Annotated in this window: 17 protein-coding genes; 11 read left to right on the top strand and 6 right to left on the bottom strand. The window is 69.2% G+C overall.

Annotated features, from left to right (window positions below; translation table 11 throughout):
- Positions 1-27: 27 nt before the first annotated feature.
- Positions 28-1,509, top strand: coding sequence for an aminopeptidase P family protein (locus tag AB0M67_RS08790; RefSeq protein ID WP_365744101.1), 1,482 nt, complete (start codon positions 28-30; stop codon positions 1,507-1,509).
- 109 nt (positions 1,510-1,618) lie between these two features.
- Here AB0M67_RS08790 and AB0M67_RS08785 read toward each other — a convergent pair whose 3' ends face one another.
- Complete coding sequence (locus AB0M67_RS08785; RefSeq protein WP_365744099.1) at positions 1,619-2,146, bottom strand: ATP-binding protein; 528 nt, start codon at positions 2,144-2,146, stop codon at positions 1,619-1,621.
- 316 nt (positions 2,147-2,462) lie between these two features.
- Between AB0M67_RS08785 and AB0M67_RS08780 the strand changes: the two genes are divergently transcribed.
- From AB0M67_RS08780 to AB0M67_RS08740, 9 genes are all read left to right on the top strand, one after another.
- Entirely contained in the window at positions 2,463-3,287 is an 825-nt protein-coding gene (locus AB0M67_RS08780; protein WP_365744097.1) for a hypothetical protein, read from the top strand.
- A gap of 140 nt (positions 3,288-3,427) precedes the next feature.
- On the top strand, positions 3,428-4,156 hold the full coding sequence (locus AB0M67_RS08775) for a YcnI family protein (RefSeq protein WP_365744095.1): 729 nt from the start codon (positions 3,428-3,430) through the stop codon (positions 4,154-4,156).
- A 147-nt stretch (positions 4,157-4,303) separates the two neighbouring features.
- Positions 4,304-4,981: an SCO family protein gene (locus AB0M67_RS08770; RefSeq protein ID WP_365744093.1), complete on the top strand. Its 678-nt coding sequence runs from the start codon at positions 4,304-4,306 to the stop codon at positions 4,979-4,981.
- Positions 4,978-5,469, top strand: a complete 492-nt coding sequence (locus AB0M67_RS08765; RefSeq protein ID WP_365744091.1) for a copper chaperone PCu(A)C — start codon at positions 4,978-4,980, stop codon at positions 5,467-5,469. The genes AB0M67_RS08770 and AB0M67_RS08765 overlap by 4 nt, the downstream gene beginning before the upstream one ends.
- Before the next feature lie 14 nt (positions 5,470-5,483).
- A complete protein-coding gene (locus AB0M67_RS08760; protein WP_365744089.1) occupies positions 5,484-7,499 on the top strand; it encodes a copper resistance protein CopC in 2,016 nt (671 codons plus the stop codon).
- 78 nt (positions 7,500-7,577) lie between these two features.
- A complete protein-coding gene (gene efeB / locus AB0M67_RS08755) occupies positions 7,578-8,861 on the top strand; it encodes an iron uptake transporter deferrochelatase/peroxidase subunit (protein WP_365744467.1) in 1,284 nt (427 codons plus the stop codon).
- Positions 8,862-8,933: 72 nt separating this feature from the next.
- Positions 8,934-9,869: a prephenate dehydratase gene (gene pheA / locus AB0M67_RS08750; RefSeq protein ID WP_351392728.1), complete on the top strand. Its 936-nt coding sequence runs from the start codon at positions 8,934-8,936 to the stop codon at positions 9,867-9,869.
- A gap of 660 nt (positions 9,870-10,529) precedes the next feature.
- On the top strand, positions 10,530-11,807 hold the full coding sequence (gene serS, locus AB0M67_RS08745; RefSeq protein WP_365744087.1) for a serine--tRNA ligase: 1,278 nt from the start codon (positions 10,530-10,532) through the stop codon (positions 11,805-11,807).
- A 110-nt stretch (positions 11,808-11,917) separates the two neighbouring features.
- Positions 11,918-12,712: an HAD family hydrolase gene (locus AB0M67_RS08740; protein WP_365744465.1), complete on the top strand. Its 795-nt coding sequence runs from the start codon at positions 11,918-11,920 to the stop codon at positions 12,710-12,712.
- Positions 12,713-13,078: 366 nt separating this feature from the next.
- Here AB0M67_RS08740 and AB0M67_RS08735 read toward each other — a convergent pair whose 3' ends face one another.
- The 5 genes from AB0M67_RS08735 to AB0M67_RS08715 all read right to left on the bottom strand — a co-directional run bounded on the left by AB0M67_RS08735 (position 13,079) and on the right by AB0M67_RS08715 (position 17,601).
- Positions 13,079-13,774, bottom strand: a complete 696-nt coding sequence (locus AB0M67_RS08735; RefSeq protein ID WP_365744085.1) for a hypothetical protein — start codon at positions 13,772-13,774, stop codon at positions 13,079-13,081.
- Between the two features lie 256 nt (positions 13,775-14,030).
- Positions 14,031-14,750 (bottom strand): ABC transporter permease subunit, encoded by a 720-nt coding sequence (locus AB0M67_RS08730; protein WP_365744083.1) that lies wholly within the window; start codon positions 14,748-14,750, stop codon positions 14,031-14,033.
- Between the two features lie 25 nt (positions 14,751-14,775).
- A complete protein-coding gene (locus AB0M67_RS08725) occupies positions 14,776-15,687 on the bottom strand; it encodes an ABC transporter ATP-binding protein (RefSeq protein WP_365744081.1) in 912 nt (303 codons plus the stop codon).
- Complete coding sequence (locus tag AB0M67_RS08720; protein ID WP_365744079.1) at positions 15,684-16,595, bottom strand: ABC transporter permease; 912 nt, start codon at positions 16,593-16,595, stop codon at positions 15,684-15,686. Before AB0M67_RS08720 ends, AB0M67_RS08725 begins: the two co-directional genes overlap by 4 nt.
- Positions 16,585-17,601, bottom strand: a complete 1,017-nt coding sequence (locus AB0M67_RS08715; RefSeq protein ID WP_365744463.1) for an ABC transporter ATP-binding protein — start codon at positions 17,599-17,601, stop codon at positions 16,585-16,587. Before AB0M67_RS08715 ends, AB0M67_RS08720 begins: the two co-directional genes overlap by 11 nt.
- A gap of 233 nt (positions 17,602-17,834) precedes the next feature.
- Between AB0M67_RS08715 and AB0M67_RS08710 the strand changes: the two genes are divergently transcribed.
- Complete coding sequence (locus AB0M67_RS08710) at positions 17,835-18,665, top strand: M24 family metallopeptidase (protein WP_365744077.1); 831 nt, start codon at positions 17,835-17,837, stop codon at positions 18,663-18,665.
- The last annotated feature ends 7 nt before the right edge of the window (positions 18,666-18,672 follow it).

The following is an 18,672-nucleotide window of genomic DNA, read 5'->3' as shown; positions in this document are numbered from 1 at the left end:
AGATCCGTAGTCGTATGAGGAGAAGACGTGGCTGAGGAGCTCACACCGGAGACCCCGGAACCGGAGACCCCTGAATCAGAGGAAGCCCCCATCAAGCCGAGGAAGAACGGTCTGTACCCGGGCGTGTCCGATGAGCTCGCAGAGAACATGAAGTCAGGCTGGGCCGACACCGAGTTGCACGGCCTGGAGCCGATCGCGCAGGCGTCCGAGACCGCCGCCCGCCGCGCCGCGCTCTCCGCGCGCTTCCCCGGCGAACGCCTGGTGATCCCCGCGGGCAACCTCAAGACCCGCTCCAACGACACCGAGTACGTCTTCCGCGCCTCCACGGAGTACACGTACCTCACCGGCGACCAGACCCAGGACGGCGTCCTCGTACTGGAGCCGAAGGCCAACCAGGACGGGCACGACGCGACCGTCTATCTCCTGCCGCGCTCCAACCGCGAGAACGGCGAGTTCTGGCTCGACGGCCAGGGCGAGCTGTGGGTCGGCCGCCGGCACTCCCTCACCGAGGCCGAGCAGCTTCTCGGCGTCCCCGCCAAGGACGTACGGGAACTGCCCGCCGCCCTCAAGGACGCCACGGGCCCCGTCCGCAACGTCCGGGGACACGACGCCGGCATCGAGGCCGCGCTGACCGACAAGGTCACCGCCGAGCGCGACGAGGAGTTGCGCGTCCAGCTCTCCGAGGCACGCGCCGTGAAGGACGCGTTCGAGATCGGCGAGCTGCAGAAGGCCGTGGACTCCACCGTCCGGGGCTTCGAGGACGTCGTGAAGATCCTCGACAAGGCCGAGGCCACCAGCGAGCGCTATATCGAGGGCACGTTCTTCCTGCGCGCCCGCGTCGAGGGCAACGACATCGGCTACGGCTCGATCTGCGCGGCGGGACCGCACGCCACCACCCTGCACTGGGTACGCAACGACGGCGACGTACGCTCCGGCGATCTGCTGCTGCTCGACGCCGGCGTGGAGACCCACACCCTCTACACCGCGGACGTCACGCGCACGCTCCCGATCAACGGCCGCTACAGCGAGATCCAGCGGAAGATCTACGACGCGGTCTACGAGTCCCAGGAGGCCGGCATCGCGGCGGTGCGGCCGGGCGCGAAGTACCGCGACTTCCACGACGCCTCGCAGCGGGTCCTCGCCGAGAGGCTGGTCGAGTGGGGGCTGCTCGAAGGACCGGTCGAGAAGGTCCTTGAGCTGGGGCTCCAGCGCCGCTGGACCCTGCACGGCACCGGTCACATGCTCGGTCTGGACGTCCACGACTGCGCGGCGGCGCGCCGGGAGGCGTACGCGGACGGGACGCTGGAGCCGGGGATGTGCCTCACCGTGGAGCCGGGGCTCTACTTCCAGGCCGACGATCTGACCGTGCCCGAGGAGTACCGCGGCATCGGCGTCCGGATCGAGGACGACATCCTCGTCACGGAGGACGGGAACCGGAACCTGTCGGACGCGCTGCCGCGCCGGGCCGACGAGGTCGAGGCCTGGATGGCCGCGCTCAAGCAGTCCTGAGCCTGATCACCGGTCCCGGTGCCTGAGCCCGGTCTTGAGCCCGGTGCTTGAGCCAGGTCTTGAGCCCGGTCTTGAGTCCGATCCCGGTGGAGGGCGTCCCGCTCGGAGTTCACATGGCTCTGAGCAGGGCGCCCTCGCGCCATTTCAGGATCTTGTCGAAGCTGACCACGGCACCGCGCCCCGGCCGGTTCCCGAACTGCACATGATCGGCGAGCTGCTCGATCAGCCCCAGACCTCTGCCGTTCTCGGCCATGAGGGCGGACGCGGACGCGGGTGCGGGTGCGGGTGCGGGTGCGGGTGCGGGTACAGGAGGGGTTGCGGGGGCGGGCGCGGGCGCGGGGGGCGTACGCCGCGCCGCCCGCCGGGCGGGAAAGCCGGGGCCCGAGTCGGCCACTTCGATACGGCATCTCTCGCCGTCCAGATACGCGGTCACCCGGTACGCCCCCGGAAGCTCGCCGGCCCCTTCGCCCCCACCGTGCTCAACGGCGTTCGCACAGGCTTCGGTGAGCGCGACCGACAGGTCGAAGGAGATGTCCGGATCGACACCCGCGGTGTCCATGGCGCCGAGCAGAAGGCGGCGGGCGAGCGGAACGCTCGCGGCTTCGCGCCGCAAGTGGACAGACCACCAGATGCTCATGCTCCAGCCTCCAGGCTGTGGCTCGACATACCGGCGCTCGACATTCCGAGGCTCGACATACCGATACGTATTGCCCGTGCCTCCGGTCGTAAGCACGCGGTTGACGTGATAACCCTCATTCGGCGGACGCGTCCCTGGCGCACGGCGGTGTATGGGACGGGGCACAGCCGTATGGACAGAGATCGGACACAGATCGGACAGAGACGGGACAGAGATCGGGGGAGACCAGGCGGAGATCGGGCTGAGACCGGGCGGAGAGTGACCTTTCGGACCTGCCCTACGGCGCCCGGGACCGCAGTGCGATGATGTCCGGGCCATGTCCAGTCCCGTCCGCATGTACGCCGGAGCCGCTCCGCGGCTGCTGAGGGCCGCGGTGTTCACCGCGGTCTGCGTCGTGCTGTCGGCGACCGGGCATGTACTGGCCGCCTGCGCGCCGGTCCCCTGGTGGACCCTGCTCCTCGGTTTCCTGGGAGTGTTCGCGGTCGCCGCTCCCCTCGCCGGACGGGCGCGCTCGACCGGCTCCATCGTCTTCGCCCTGATGGGTGGTCAGCTCGGCCTGCACAGCCTGTTCGGCATCGGCCAGCAGCACCTCAAGGTGCCGGTGGGCACGGACGACGCGCTGATCAGGATGGCCGCGAAACTGGTCTGCGGACCGGGCCCCGCCTCGCTCAGCGCTGTCGACGCACAGCGGATCGTCGCCAACGCGGGGATCAGCCCGGTGGGTTCGACGACGGGTTCCCATCAGCACATGGCGTCCGCGTTCGGACCCGCGGCCTCGACCGCCGCGTCGGCCACCGCCGCGGGCGAAGGGCTGCTGCCCTCCCTGCCCATGGTGCTCGGGCATCTGCTCGCCGCCCTCGCGACGGGCTGGCTGCTGCGCCGCGGGGATCTCGCTCTTCTCCGGCTCACCCAGCTGTCGACACAGGGTCTCGGCGAGGTCACCGACAGTGCGGTGCTGCGTGCCCTGCGCGCGGCGCTCGCCCTCGTACGGGCGCTGCGCGCCGGGCTGCCCGGCGTACCCGCACCGCGACCGCGCGCCCGGCACGGCTCGTACCGCACTCTTCGGCCACCGTCCGGTGAGACGCTCCAGCACACGGTGATCAGACGCGGCCCTCCGGCCGTATTCGCTCTCGCGGCCTGACGCGACACCCCCGCGCTTTCGCGTGCCGATGGACTTCGGACACGGACCGGGGTGAGGTCGCGATGCCGTCGCGCACCATCGCGGCGACCCCGTCTGTTCACCCCCTGTCTCTCCTTATCTCTCGCACCGTGGAGTGTTCTGTGTTCTCAGGAAAGAACGTCACCCGCGTCTCCGTCGCCGGCGGTATCGCCGCGACCGCCCTTCTGCTGACGGCCGGCTCCGCCTCGGCGCATGTCAGCGTGCAGCCGCAGGGCGAGGCCGCCAAGGGCGGTTCCGTGACGGTCAACTTCAAGGTCCCCAACGAGCGCGACAACGCCTCCACCGTCAAGGTCGAAGTGAATCTCCCCGCCGACCACCCGCTGGCGTCCGTGATGCCGCAGCCGGTGCCGGGCTGGAAGGTCGAAGTCGCCAAGACCAAGCTCGCCAAGCCGCTGGAGCTGCACGGCAACACGATCACCGAGGCCGTGTCCAAGGTCACCTGGACCGCGGACGGCGGCAAGATCGGCCCGGGCCAGTTCCAGCAGTTCCCGCTCTCCGTCGGACAACTCCCCGAGGACGCCGACCAGCTGGTGTTCAAGACGATCCAGACGTACGACAACAAGGACGTCACCCGTTGGATCGAGGAGCCCAAGGAGGGTGCGGCGGAGCCCCTGAGCCCCGCGCCCGTGCTGAAGCTCACCGCGGCCACCGGGGACGGGCACGGCGCCTCGGCCACCGCCGGGACCGAGGCGAAGCACGAAGCGAAGGACACGACGGCCTCCGCCGACACGAGTGACACCACCGCCCGTGCCCTCGGTCTCATCGGCATCCTTGTCGGTATCGCCGGGGTGACCTTCGCCGTGCTGGCCGGCCGGCGCCGTACGGCCTGACGGCCGCTCTCACGCGCTACGGCCACGGCCACGCGCGCCATGGCACCACACACACCACGTACCTGAGGCGCCCGAGACACGCGGGGCGGGGAATCAGACCCGGCCCGCGTGTCCGGTGCCCGTACTCCACGACCAGGAAATATCCCCATGCGCACGAAGACAGTGACCTCTCGCAAGAAGGCAGTGGCTTCCGCCGCCGCCCTCGTCGCGGCTCTGGCACTCACCCTGACCGCCTGCGGCAGTGGCGACGACTCGGCGAAGCCCGTCGCCGATGTCTCCGCCGAGCCGAAGACCCAAGCCGCGACCGTGCTCGACACACCGTTCAAGAAGCCGAACCTCGTCCTGAAGGACACCAAGGGGGAGTCGTACGACTTCCGCGAGGCGACCAAGGGCAAGCCGACGCTCATCTACTTCGGCTACACCAACTGCCCGGACGTCTGCCCGACAACGATCAGCAATATCGCCATCGCCCGTAAGTCGCTGCCCAAGGCCGACCAGGACAAGCTCCAGGTCGTCTTTGTCACCACCGACCCGGAGCGGGACACCTCCGCCGAACTCGGCAAGTGGCTGGCCAGCGCGGGCGATCCGTCCTTCGTCGGTCTCACGGGCGACTTCCCCACCATCCAGGCGGGCGCACGTCAGCTCGGCATCGGCATCGACGCGCCCAAGAAGGAGAAGGACGGCACCGTCGTATCGATGCACGGCGCGCAGGTCATCGCGTTCTCACCGAAGACCGACGGCGGGTATGTCCTCTACGGCGAGGACGCCTCCTCGGACGACTACGCCAAGGACCTGCCGAAGCTCATCAAGGGTGAGACCCCGTGAACCGCCGTGCTCCTCTCGCCCTCGCAGCCGGGTTGACCGCCGCGCTCGCGCTGGCGGGCTGCTCCTCGGCATCATCCGCTTCCTCCTCTCCTTCCTCTTCCGCCAACCCCTCAGGCAACACACCTCAGTTGAAGGTCAGCGGGGGCTATATGCCGCGCCCCGTCGGCGATCTCGCGGCGGGCTTCCTCGTCGTCACCAACAGCGGTGGCGCCGCCGACAAGCTCACCTCGGTCACCAGCGACATCTCCGACGACATCACGATCCACAGCACCGAGAACCAGAAAATGCGGAAGGTGAAGTCCTTCGACATCCCGGCCGGTGGCGAACTGAACCTCGCGCGTGGTGGCAACCACATCATGTTCATGAGTCTCAAACGGCAGCCGGAGCAGGGCCAGAAGGTCGGCATTGAACTGCACTTCGAGAAGGCCGACCCCATCAAGGTCGAGCTTCCCGTGAAGGAGATCAACTACAACCCGGCCCAGCGATGAGGGACTGAGGGACTATGACAGCCACCGCCCCGCGCTTCGGATCCGCACCGTTGGTGCGGCTACTGCTCGTTGCCACGGTGCTTCTCGGCACCGTCTTCACCGTGCTCTCCGGCACGGCGTCGGCGCATGCCGCACTGACCGGGAGCACCCCCGAGGACGGGGCGGTGGTCGCCACCGCTCCCAAGGACATCAGCCTCACCTTCTCCGAACAGATCGCCATGGGCGACGACTCGATCCGCGTGCTCGATCCGGACAACAAGCGCGCCGACACCGGGAAGATCCGCGATCTGAGCAGCGGCGGCACCGTCACCTACGGCATCGACCTCCACGCGGGGCTGCCGGACGGCACCTACACCGTCGCCTGGCAGGCCGTCTCCGCCGACAGCCATCCCATTTCCGGCGCCTTCACCTTCTCCATCGGAGCGCCCTCGACGACCACGGCCGCCGTGCCCAGCGAGGAAGCCGGCGGGGGACTGGTCGGCGCCCTCTACGACATCGCGCGCTATATCTCGTACACCGGTTTCATCCTCCTCGTCGGCGGCGCGGTCTTCGTCCTCGGCTGCTGGCCGCGCGGCGCGTCCGTACGCCCCCTGCAACGGCTCGTCGTACAGGGCTGGCTCACCCTCACCGCCGCCACGCTGGTCCTGCTGCTCCTGCGCAGCCCGTACACCGGCTCGGGCAAGCTGGGCGACGCCTTCGATCTCGGCGGACTCCAGGACGTCCTGGCCACCAAGACCGGAGCGGCGCTCGTCTCCCGGCTGCTGCTGCTCGGCGCCGCCGCCCTGTTCGTCGCCGTCCTCTTCGGCGCGTACGCCAAGCGGGAGACGCCCCGGGACGAGGAGGAGAGCAAGGAGAAGAAGGACCTCACCTTCGGACTCGCCGTGGGCGGCACGGTCGTCGCGGCCGGGATCGCCGGAACGTGGGCGCTCGCCGAGCACGCCTCGACCGGGATCCAGACCGGCCTTGCCATGCCGGTGGACGTTCTGCATCTGCTGGCGGTGGCGACCTGGCTCGGCGGCCTCACCGCGCTGCTCGTCGCCCTCTACCGGGCACCCTCCATCGAGAACGCGGCGGTGCGGCGCTTCTCGCGCGTCGCCTTCGTCAGCGTCGTGGTACTCGCCGTGACCGGGCTCTACCAGTCCTGGCGTCAGGTCGGATCGTGGTCGGCGCTCTGGGGCACGTCATATGGGCAGCTCCTTCTGGTCAAGGTCGGGCTCGTCGCTGTGCTGGTCGGAATCGCTTGGTTCTCCCGGCGGTGGACGGAACGGCTGGGACAACGAACGGAGTCGGGGGCAGAGAAAGAGGCAGGGGCAGGTGCGGGGAAAGAGGCGGGGGCAGGAATCGAGACGGACGCGGAGGTGGAAGCCGAAGCCGAAGCCGAAGCCGCGACGGAATCGGAGACTGGGAGTGGGACCGAGACCGCCGCGGCGACGACCGTCGTTGGTGACAGTGAGAGAGCTACCCAGCTCGCACGGCAGAAAGCGGCACTGGCGACTGCTCGCCAGAAGCGGATCCGCGACGCCGACCCGGGGCGAATCGGACTACGCCGTTCCGTACTGGCCGAAGCCGGAGTCGCCGTGGTGCTCCTCGCCGTCACGACCGTACTGACCTCCACCGAGCCCGGCCGTACCGCCGAACAGGAAGCCGGCACGACCGGTGGCACGGCCGCCACCGCGCCCGCGACCGAAGGCCCCGTCGACCTCACGCTGCCCTTCGACACCGGCGGCGAGAACGGCAAGGGCACCGCGCGGCTCACCCTCGACCCCGGCCGCTCCGGCGCCAACGCGATGCACATCTACGTCGACGGCCCGGATGGACAACCCATGGATGTGCCCGAAGTGAAGGCCGCCTTCACCCTCACGGCCCAGAAGATCGGTCCGCTGCCGATCGTCCCCGAGCACTTCGCTCCCGGACACTGGAGCGCGGACTCCGTACAGATCCCGATGCCGGGCGAGTGGCAGCTCCAGCTGACCATCCGTACCTCCGACATCGACCAGACGACTGTCGACAAGAACGTGAAGATCGGCTGACCCATCGTGAGCGAGACAACCCGGCAGGACCACGACAACCGGAACGGCCACGACGACGGCCCGGCCCCTCTCGCCGGTATCTCCAGGCGCCGGCTCCTCGGCACCGCGGGCGCCGCCGGCGCGACCGGACTCGCCCTGGGAGCGGTGGGCGGAGCCGGCGCCTACGCGGCGAGCCGCCCCGCGCCGGCGACCGCGCTGACCAGCGTCGGCACGAACTCCGTCCCCTTCCATGGCGCGCACCAGCCCGGCATCACCACCCCCCTGCACGCCCGTGGCCATCTGATCGCCTTCGACCTGGCCCCGGGCGCGGGGCGGAAGGAAGCCGCCGCGCTGCTGCGCCGCTGGTCGGCCACGGCACGGACGCTGATGGCCGGTGAACCGGCCGGGGGCGGCGCGACAGGACGGAAGGACGGGGCAGGACCGGACGGGACAGCCCCGGACGGCGGCCATGACACCGGTATCGCCCTGGACGCGGGGCCCTCCTCCCTCACCGTGACCTTCGGATTCGGCCGCACCTTCTTCGACCGAACGGGCCTGGCCGCCCGGCGCCCGGCCGCGCTGGATCCGCTGCCCGCCTTCTCCTCCGACCATCTCGACGCCGGACGCAGCAACGGCGATCTCTGGGTCCAGATCGGCTCCAACGACGCGCTTGTGGCCTTCCACGCGCTGCGCGCGCTCCAGAAGGACGCGGGCGCGGCGGCCCGGGTGCGCTGGCAGATGAACGGCTTCAACCGCACGCCCGGCGCCACCCCCCACCCCATGACCAGCCGGAATCTCATGGGCCAGATAGACGGCACCGGCAACCCCAAGCCGTCGGACCCGGACTTCGACCGGCGGATCTTCGTCCCGGCGACCCCGGCGGCCGGCATCCCGTCCTGGATGGCGGGCGGCTCCTACGCGGTCGTACGGCGTATCCGCATGCTCCTGGACGACTGGGAGAAGCTCACGCTCGCCAAGCAGGAGCAGGTCATCGGCCGCCGCAAGTCCGACGGCGCGCCGCTCACGGGCGGTACGGAGACGACCGATCCGGACCTGGACCGGTTGGGACCGGACGGCGAGCCCGTCATCCCGAGCAACGCGCACGCCCGGATCTCGACACCGGAGGCCAACGGCGGGGCCGCGATGCTGCGCCGTCCCTTCTCCTTCCACGACGGAATCGGGCCGGACGGGACTCCGGACGCGGGGCTGCTCTTCGTCTGCTGGCAGGCCGATCCGCTCAAGGGGTTCGTACCGGTGCAGCGCAAGCTCGACCGGGGGGACGCGCTCTCGGCGTTCATCCGGCACGAGGCGAGCGGTCTCTTCGCGGTGCCGGGGGGCGCGCGCGAGGGGGAGTACGTGGGGCAGCGGCTCCTGGAGTCCTGAGCCCGCACGCCCCCGACCTCGGGGTTTACGAGCCCGCATTCACCAAAGGCATCGGCCCATTAGGGTGACCGTATGTCGGCCACGCGCTACACGTATCTCGGCCCCGAGGGCACCTTCACGGAAGCGGCCCTCCGTACGCTCCCGGAATCGGCCACGCGGGAACTCGTCCCCATGGTCTCCGTACCGGCGGCCCTCGACGCCGTAAGGAACGGGGACGCCGCGGCCGCACTGGTACCGATCGAGAATTCGGTGGAGGGCGGGGTCACCGCGACCCTCGATGAGCTCGCCTCCGGCGAGCCGCTGATGATCTACCGCGAGGTGCTGCTGCCGATCACCTTCGCCCTGCTCGTACGGCCGGGGACGGAGCTGTCGGATGTGAAGACGGTGACCGGTCATCCGGTCGCCCAGCCGCAGGTGCGGAACTGGCTGCGCGCCCATCTGCCGGACGCGCTGTGGGAATCGGCCGCGTCGAACGCGGACGGGGCGCGGCTGGTGCAGGAGGGCCGGTTCGACGCGGCCTTCGCGGGCGAGTTCGCGGCGGCGACGTACGGCCTTGAGCCGCTGGTCACCGAGATCCATGACGCGGAGAACGCGGAGACGCGCTTCGTTCTGGTGGGCCGGCCCGCGCGCCCGGCGGCGCCGACGGGCGCGGACAAGACGTCGGTGGTCATCTGGCTGGGCGACGACCACCCGGGCGCGCTGCTCGAACTGCTCCAGGAGTTCGCGGTGCGCGGGGTCAACCTGATGCTGATCCAGTCGCGGCCGACGGGCGCGGGAATCGGCAATTACTGCTTCGCCGTGGACGCCGAGGGTCATATCTCGGACCGGCGGGTGGGTGAGGCACTGATGGGGCTGAAGCGGATCTGCCCCAAGGTGCGGTTCCTCGGCTCGTACCCGCGGGCGGGAGTGTCCCCGGCCGATGTGCCGCCGCTGCGGCCCGGGACCTCGGATACGGCGTTCATCGAGGCGTCGGACTGGCTGGCGCGCAGCCAGGACGGCCGCGCCTGAGGCCCGGCCCGGGGCCAGTCCGGGGCCCAGTCCGGGGCCCAGTCCGGTGGGATGTGGTCCCTGTCCTGTGGGTAGGGCCCTCGTCCGGCCGCGCCCGGCCGTATCCGGCCGCGGGACCTGTGGATGTATCGCGGAGTTATCCACAGGCCCGGCTGTCATCCTGGGGACAAGTCGACAACACAGACCCACGCAGTCGACAAATCGCTCTCGTCACCGCCTCTCCGTCCACAGGGCACCAAGGAGCCTCGCGTCACCTCAATTCCCGTGATCAACTCGTTAGAGCGAGCAATTCCCACCCGAATGAGTGTGCAAAGCGGGTTTGAGAAGAGAATCGGTCGGACTGTCCCCGGCTTTCGAGGCGACCATTTCGGCGATCCACAGATCTCCCACACAGCCTGTGGATAACTCTGGAGCCCTGTGTATTTCTGTGGACAACGCACGCCCCAACCGGCTCAAGTCCCGTGGCCCACAAGGGAAGTGAGTCAAGGCGGTGACCCCGGAATGCCTCGTTCCGGGGAAATGCGTACCTTTTATTGACGAACATCGAGCGACTGGCGAGGGTTTTCCCGACAGGTTTACCAATTCCGGCAATTAGGACAAAATGGCGCGCCTGCCGATATCGAGTGGGGTGGTGTCAGTGCACACCGGTAGCCTGGTGGGGTGATTGACCTTCGCCTGCTCCGTGAGGACCCCGACCGTGTTCGCGCCTCCCAGCGCGCCCGTGGAGAGGACGTCGCGCTCGTCGACGCCCTGCTCTCCGCCGACGAGCGGCGCCGGGCGTCCGGCCTGCGCTTCGATGAGCTGCGCTCCGAGCAGAAGTCGCTCGGCAAGCTGATCCCCAAGGCGTCCCCGGAGGAGAAGGCGGAGCTGCTCAGGAAGGCGGAGCAGCTGAAGTCGGACGTCAAGGCCGCCGACGCCGAGCAGCACGAAGCCGACGAGGAAGCCAAGCGGCTGCTCCTCCAGATCGGCAACATCATCCACCCCGACGTCCCGGTGGGCGGCGAGGAGGACTTCGTCGTCCTGGAGACGCACGGCACGGTCCGTGACTTCGCGGCGGAGGGCTTCGAGCCCAAGGACCACCTGGAGCTCGGCGAGGCGCTGGGCGCCATCGACGTCGAGCGGGGCGCCAAGGTGTCCGGCTCGCGCTTCTACTATCTGACGGGTGTCGGCGCGCTGCTGGAGCTCGCCCTCGTCAACGCGGCGATCGCGCAGGCCACCGAGGCCGGCTTCATCCCGATGCTCACGCCCGCGCTGGTCCGCCCGCGTGCCATGGAGGGCACGGGCTTCCTCGGCCAGGCCGCGGAGAACGTGTACCACCTGGAGAAGGACGACTACTACCTGGTCGGTACGTCAGAGGTGCCGCTCGCCGCGTACCACATGGACGAGATCATCGAGGCCGACAAGCTGCCCCTGCGGTACGCGGGCTTCTCGCCGTGCTTCCGCCGCGAGGCCGGGACGTACGGCAAGGACACCCGGGGAATCTTCCGGGTCCACCAGTTCGACAAGGTCGAGATGTTCTCGTACGTCGATCCGGCCGACGCGCAGTCCGAGCATCAGCGGCTGCTGGACTGGGAGAAGCAGTGGCTGACCGGCCTCGGGCTGCCCTTCCAGGTGATCGATGTGGCCACGGGCGATCTGGGTGCCTCGGCCTCGCGCAAGTTCGACTGCGAGGCGTGGATCCCGACCCAGGGCAAGTACCGCGAGCTGACCTCGGCGTCCAACTGCGACGGCTTCCAGGCACGCCGGCTCTCCGTCCGGATGCGGGACGGCAAGCAGGTCAAGCCGCTGGCGACACTGAACGGCACGCTGTGCGCCGTCCCGCGCACGATCGTGGCGCTGCTGGAGAACCACCAGCAGCCGGACGGCTCGGTGTGGGTGCCCGAGGTGCTCCGCCCGTATCTGGGCGGCCGTGAGGCACTGGAACCGATCGCCAAGTGAGCACGGACCCCTCGGCGGCGCCCGCGTCCACGCCGTCTCCCGCGCCCGCGTCCACGCCGTCCTCCGCGCCGGACTCCGCGCTCTCCTCGGAGCCGTCGTTCCCGTACAGGCTGGTCGCGACCGATCTGGACGGCACGCTGCTGCGTGAGGACGGCACGGTCTCCGGGCGTACGCGCGAAGCGCTCGCCGCCGTCACCGAGGCCGGCGCGGCGCACATCATCGTCACCGGACGTGCCGTGCCCTGGACCCGGCACATACTGGACGATCTGGGGTACGAGGGCCTCGCGGTGTGCGGCCAGGGTGCGCAGGTCTATCACGCCGGTGAGCACAGGCTGCTGACGTCACTGACGCTGGACCGTCAACTGGCCGGGCTGGCGCTGGCCAAGATCGAGGGAGAGGTCGGCCCGCTGGCGCTGGCGGTGAGCCGGGACGGACTCGACGGCGATGTGCTGGTCGGCCCTGGCTACCGGCTGCAGGAGGGTCCGCTGCCGACAGTACTGGTCGACGACCTGGCGGAGCTGTGGTCGGCTCCGCTGAACAAGGTGTACATCCAGCATCCGGAGCTGGACGACGACGCGCTGGCGCAGGCCGCGCGGGCGGTGGTCGGCAGTCTGGTGGACGTGGTGATGGCGGGCCCCGGTGTCGTGGAGATCCTTCCGCTGGGCCTGACCAAGGCCACCGGACTCTCGCTGGCGGCGCGTCGGCTGGGCGTCAAGGCGGCGGACACGATCGCGTTCGGCGACATGCCGAACGACATCCCGATGTTCGGCTGGGCACGGCACGGCGTGGCGATGGCCAACGCACATGGGGAGTTGAAGGCCGTGGCGGACGAGGTCACGGCGTCGAACGAGGACGACGGCATCGCGCTGGTGCTGGAGAAGCTGCTGGGCCGGAGCCGGGTCTGACCGAGAAGACGGTCCCCAGGACTTGTGGGTCCGGTGCGGCTCAGCAAGCCGTTGCCCTACCCCTCGGTCAGTCTTCCGGGAAGGGGCGGCCCGCGCGGATGCGCGCTCGAAGCGGCCGCCCCCTGGGCAGCGTGCCGGCGGCTGCGCGGAGTGGTGATGGCTACTCCGGTGCCTACGCGGTGCTGCCCCGCTGGGAACTCGACGGACTCGGCCTCCCGGTCATCGCCGCGTTCCGCTCCCGGTCTGTGGTGTGCCCTGACACAACTACTCTGACCGGCAGGGCGGTTCCGCGCCACCGAATATCCGCGGCACGGCCCGCGCCCGTCCATGAGGTGCCACGGACGGACGCGGACCGGCCCACGAGGATCAGCGGCGCTTACGCCCGCGACGCAGATCCCTCAGCTGGTGGACGACGTCGTCCACCCTGGCGTCCACGCGGTGGATGTCCGCGGACATTTCACACAGCCGGTTACTGATGGCGGCGACGACGCGATTGGTCGCGTCGAGCCGCCGGTCCAGACTGTCGAGCCGGTACGACATCCGGTTCAGAACCGGCCCCAACTCCCGCAGCGCGACCCCGACCCCGCCGAGGCATGCCTCGACGTCGGTGACCCGCCGGTCGAGGTCCGCGTACCCCTTCCGCAGAGCGCCCTCGGCGTCGAGGAGGTACGTACGGACGCACCGTGCGATGTCGCTGTCGCGAAGCAGCATCGCGATGTTGAGGACGGCGCGACGGGTGTAGAGCGTGAGCTGCGTGACCGCCTGTGGATAACTTTCCCCCTGGTCCTGGCTCCATAGTGACACCATGTCACTATGAAATCTCCGCAGGTCAGAGCCTCGCAGCACTCGCATCCCATTCTCCGCGAGTTCTGCTCGATGCCGAGCGGTCAACTGCCTGATGACGTCTGTGGATACTTCGAAGTACCGGGACACGTCCTCCGTACGGAGGTGAATGCCGTCCGGGAGCATGGCCAAGGCCTTGATCCTGTCGAGGACGTCGACGCGTCCCAGATGCTCGATGCGCAGCGTGCGCGATTCGAGCAGAGCACCTTCAGGTGGCATGGAAATGCCTTCCCCTTGTAGAACCGATGATGGTCGGCCCTGTCCCCGGGCTTCAGGGGTGGAGGTCGGCTCACGGTGGCTACTCACTCAATGACCGGTGCGGCTTTCGATCCCCACCGGCAATCCCCAGATTCACAAAGGCTCGACGCTACGAATCCCCATTTGCCTCCACGCACCTCGAACAACGAGCCGATAAGCGTACAGTTACGCCGCAACCCCCACCCATCGGGCAGGGGTTGCGGCGTCACCACTCGGCTCACTCCTCGCCCGCGAGCGTCAACGTCCGTAGTTTCTGGCCCGCGTACCAGGTCGCGACCACCGAGACACCCACCAGCAGGATCACCGCCAGCGGCAGTCCGACGTCCGAGGTGATCGTCGTCCCGTCGCCGATCTTCTGGGCGAGCGCCAGGGACCACTGCTGGACGCTGAGCGTGCGCGCGCCCGCGACCAGGCTGCCGAAAAGGGTCTCCCAGACCAGCGCGTAGACGAGTCCTATGACCACCGCGTGTCGGCTGACCGTACCGAGCAGCAGGAACAGCGCGCTGTAGGCGATCGAGGCGACAAGTGCCGCGACCGTATAGGCGATGGCGATCTGCTGGCCGTTGCCGTTCAGGATGAATCCGGCGATGAACGTGGGGATCGCGGAGAACGCCATGGTCACGGCGATCGCCACGAGCAGCTTGGTGAAGATGATCGTCGACCGTTTCACCGGCTTGGACAGCAGATAGACGATCGAGCCGTCATCGATCTCGGGCCCGATCGCGCCCGTCCCCGCGATCACGCCGATCAGCGGCACCATCGTGGCCAGGGCGAAGCCGCCCAGCACGTCGGACGCGACCTGGTCGTCCACTCCGTTGAAGCTGCGGACGGCCGCCGCGATGACAATCAGCAGAGCGGGCAGTACGAAGAGGATCGCGGCCCGGCGCCTGCCGAGCAGGGCCCGGTAGGTGAGCCGGGCGACTGTGGGGTTGTACATGACGTCACAGCTCCTTTCAGGCCGCTCAGGCCGCTACGAGGTAGGAGAAGACCGATTCGAGGGACTCGTCCGAGGGCGAGACCGCGAGCAGTCGGATGGAGTGCTCGCGGGCGACCCGCGGCAGCAGTTCGGTGAAGCGGCCGAAGTCGACGGCCTGGATACGCAGTGCGCCCTCGGCGATGTCGACCTCGATACCGGCTGTCGACGGGTCGGCGATCAGCGCGGCGGCGAGCGCGCGGTCGTCGCTGGACCGTACGAGATAGCGGTGCGGCCGGTCGGTCATCAGGCGGCGGATCTTGCGGAAGTCACCGGAGGCGGCATGGCGGCCGGCCACGATCACCTCGATGTGCGAGGCGAGTTGCTCGACCTCCTCCAGGATATGGGAGGAGAACAGGACTGTCCGGCCCGTGGCGCCCATACGCCGCAGCAGATCCATCAGCTGCATCCGCTGGCGCGGGTCCATCCCGTTGAACGGCTCGTCCAGAAGCAGCACCGACGGGTCGTGCACCAGCGCGGACGCCATCTTCACGCGCTGGCGCATGCCCTTGCTGTACGTCGCGATCTTGCGGTCCTGCGCGTACTCCATCTCGACCGTGGCGAGCGCCTCGCGGGCCGCCTTCGCGCCCAGTCCGTGCAGTTCGGCGTTTGCCACGACGAAGTCGAGACCGGTGAGGAAGTCGTACATCGACTCCCGCTCCGGCACGATGCCGATCTGCCGGTAGACGCCCTCGTTGCGCCAGATCTGCTCCCCGTCGAGGGTGACGGTGCCCGTGGAGGGGGCGAGGAAGCCCGCCATCATGTTGATGAGGGTGGACTTGCCCGCGCCGTTGGGGCCGAGCAGGCCGGTGACGCCGGGGCCGATCGTCATCGTGACGTCGTTGACGGCCACCACATTGCCGAACCAGCGCGAGGTGTGCTCGATATTGATGGTGGTCACAGCCCGACCTTCCGGTAACGGCGCATGAGAACGGCGTACGAGCCGACGACGAGCGCGAGAACGACCAGCAGATAGATCACGCCCACACCGGCCGAGGGGCCCGCCTCACCGGGGAAGGCGGAGGTGGCGCCCAGGAAGGCGGTCTGTACGCCGTCGATGAGCGTGACCGGCGAGAAGAGGCCGAGCCACTTCACGGTACCGAGCGCGTCCGTCTGCCAGGCGATCGCCTGGACGGTGGAGACCGCGCCGTAGGAGATGGTCAGGGTGGCGATGACCGCGGCGACACCGAAGCCGCGGCGCGGGGTGAGCGCGGCCATCACGAGGCCGATCCCGCCGAAGAGGAGTGAGAGCAGCGCGACCGACACCAGCCCCTGGCCGAAGCCCTTGGTCTGGTCGACGAAGTCCATCTTCGCCAGCAGAGCGCCCACATAGAGGATGAGCAGCGGCGACGCGGTCAGCACGAAGAGCGCGGAGGCCATCGCCCCGTACTTCGCGACGACGTAGTCGACCCGCTCGATCGGGCGGGAGAAGTACAGCGGCACGGTCTTGAAGCGCAGATCCCGCGAGACGGACTGCGGGGCCTGGGCGGCGAGATAGAGGCCGATGACGGCCTGGGTGACGATCGCGTAGCGCGTGTAGTCGAGCGGCAGCGCCTTGAGGTTGGTCGTGATGGCGACCGCGACGATGATCGCCGCAGGCAGGCACATCACCGCGAAGAGGATCATCGGCAGGACCTTGGACTTGGCCGAGCGGCCGAGTCCGTACGCGCCGCGCAGGGACTGCGAGTAGAGGGAGCGTCGGGCGTAGGCGCGGCCGAGCCGCGGCCCGTCGTAGTTGCGGTACCCGATGTTGTGGATCCGGGTGGCTCCGGCGCCTGCCCCGGTACCGGTCTCGGTCTCAGTGCTCATCGCGGGCGCCTCCCTTCTGCAGTGCGTACTCCGCCTCGTCGGCGCCCTGGCCCGGCCGGGCCGCCGCGGCGGACGGTTCCGAGCGGAAGACCTCCGCGATGTGGTGCCGGCGCTGTTCCATCCGTACGAGCCCCACGCCGAGCCCGGCGACGGTGTCGCGGACGACGTCGTACGTCTCCTCGCCCTCGGCCTCGATCAGCAGGATGTGGCCCGCGCCCGGCAGCCCTTCCTCCATGCCCGCGTGCAGGGTGAGTCCGGCGGTGGTGAGGGCCTCGCGCAGGGACCGCGTGCCGTCGGGGTGCGCGTCCGTGTCGGTGACCTCGACCGCGAGGGTGGTGGTGGTCTGGGTGAAATCGCTGGTGGAACTGGAGCGCAGAAGCGTTCCGCCGTCGATGACGACGACATGGTCACAGGTGCGTTCGAGCTCGCCCAGGAGATGCGAGGTGACCAGTACGGAGATGCCGAAGTCGGTGTAGACGCGCCGGATGAGACCGAGCATCTCGTCGCGGCCGACCGGGTCGAGACCGTTGGTCGGCTCGTCGAGGAGGACCAGTTGGGGGTCGTGGACCAGCGCCTGTGCGAGCTTGACGCGCTGCTTCATGCCCGTCGAGTAGCCGCCGATGGGGCGGTAGCGCTCCTCGTACAGGCCGACATGGCGGAGCGTGTCGGCGGTCCGCTCGCGGGCGGCGGTCGGCGGAAGTCCGGACATGCGCGCCATGTGGACGACGAACTCGGTGGCCGAGACGTCCGGCGGCAGGCAGTCGTGCTCAGGCATGTATCCGACGCGCTCGCGGATGGTGCCGCCGCTGGTGGCGACATCGAGCCCGAGCACCGTGGCCCGGCCTTCCGTGGCGGGGGACAGACCCAGCAGGATCTTGATCATGGTGGACTTGCCGGCTCCGTTGGCGCCCACCAGGCCGGTCACACCCGGTCCGATGTCCAAGGAGAGCCGGTCAAGCGCGGTCACCCGGGGGAACCGCTTGCTCAGGCCTTCTGTCGCGATCACAGTCACGGTTCGACGGTAGTGGCGCGGGCCAGGGCGAGCGTCAGACCAGGCGGCTGTATCCATGTCAGCCTCCAGGCGTAGGGAACCCGTAGGGGCCCCGGCCGTCCGCCGGTTATCCACAGGAATCCCCCGCCCCTTGACGTCGCCGCCAACCATTGTCACATTCATCAGTGTCACGTTACGAACACGTACCGCACACGGAATGGGGTGGGGACGGGGTGGGAGGCGACGCGATGACGGACGCGCGGACCACTGAGCTGCGGGGATTCAGGGAGGCCCAGCGCCTGGCGTATGCATGCGCGGAGGCGGTCGCCGAGCGGCTGCGGCCGGGGGTGACCGAGCGCGAGGCGGCGCGCATGCAGCGCGAGTGGCTCCGTGCCCGCGGTGTGCGCGACTGGTTCCATCTGCCCTTCGCGTGGTTCGGGGACCGTACGGCGTTCGCGGGCTTCCGGATACCGCTCCAGTTCTTTCCCACCGGCCGGCGGCTGGAAGCGGGCATGCCGTTCATCCTCGATCTGGCGCCGGTCCACCGCGGCTTCACGGCCGACGTCGGCTACTCGGGCTGTCTGGGGCCGAACCGGCTGCACGGCAAGCTGCTCGCCGACCTTGAGGCGCACCGCGAGCTGATCCTGCGGGAGGTGCGCGAGCGGCGCTCGCTCCGGGAGATCTACCAGGACGTGGACCGGCTGATGATGCGGCAGGGATATGCCAACCGGCATCGCGCGTACCCCTTCGGTGTCATCGCCCACAAGATCGACCGGGTGAAGCAGCGCCGCGTCTCGCCCCATGTGTTCGGATTCGGCACCCAGTCGCTCAAGGGGCTGGCGAGCGACGCCCTGCACGGCCACCGGGACGGCTGGTCGCCGCTGTGGAGCCCGTACAGATTCTCCGATCACCCGCCGAAGCCGGGGCTGTGGGCGGTAGAGCCCCACCTCGGATTCCGGGGTACCGGCGCGAAGTTCGAGGAGATCCTGGTGGTCACCGACTCCCGGGACCCGGAGCAGAGCGCGTTCTGGCTGGATGACGATCTGCCGCATGTGCGGCGCTGGGCGGAGGCCGTATGAATGGCGG

The organism is Streptomyces sp. NPDC051662, from assembly GCF_040681655.1.
In the GTDB taxonomy this organism is placed as follows: Bacteria; Actinomycetota; Actinomycetes; order Streptomycetales; family Streptomycetaceae; genus Streptomyces.
This window is presented reverse-complemented; position numbering and strand designations above follow the sequence as displayed.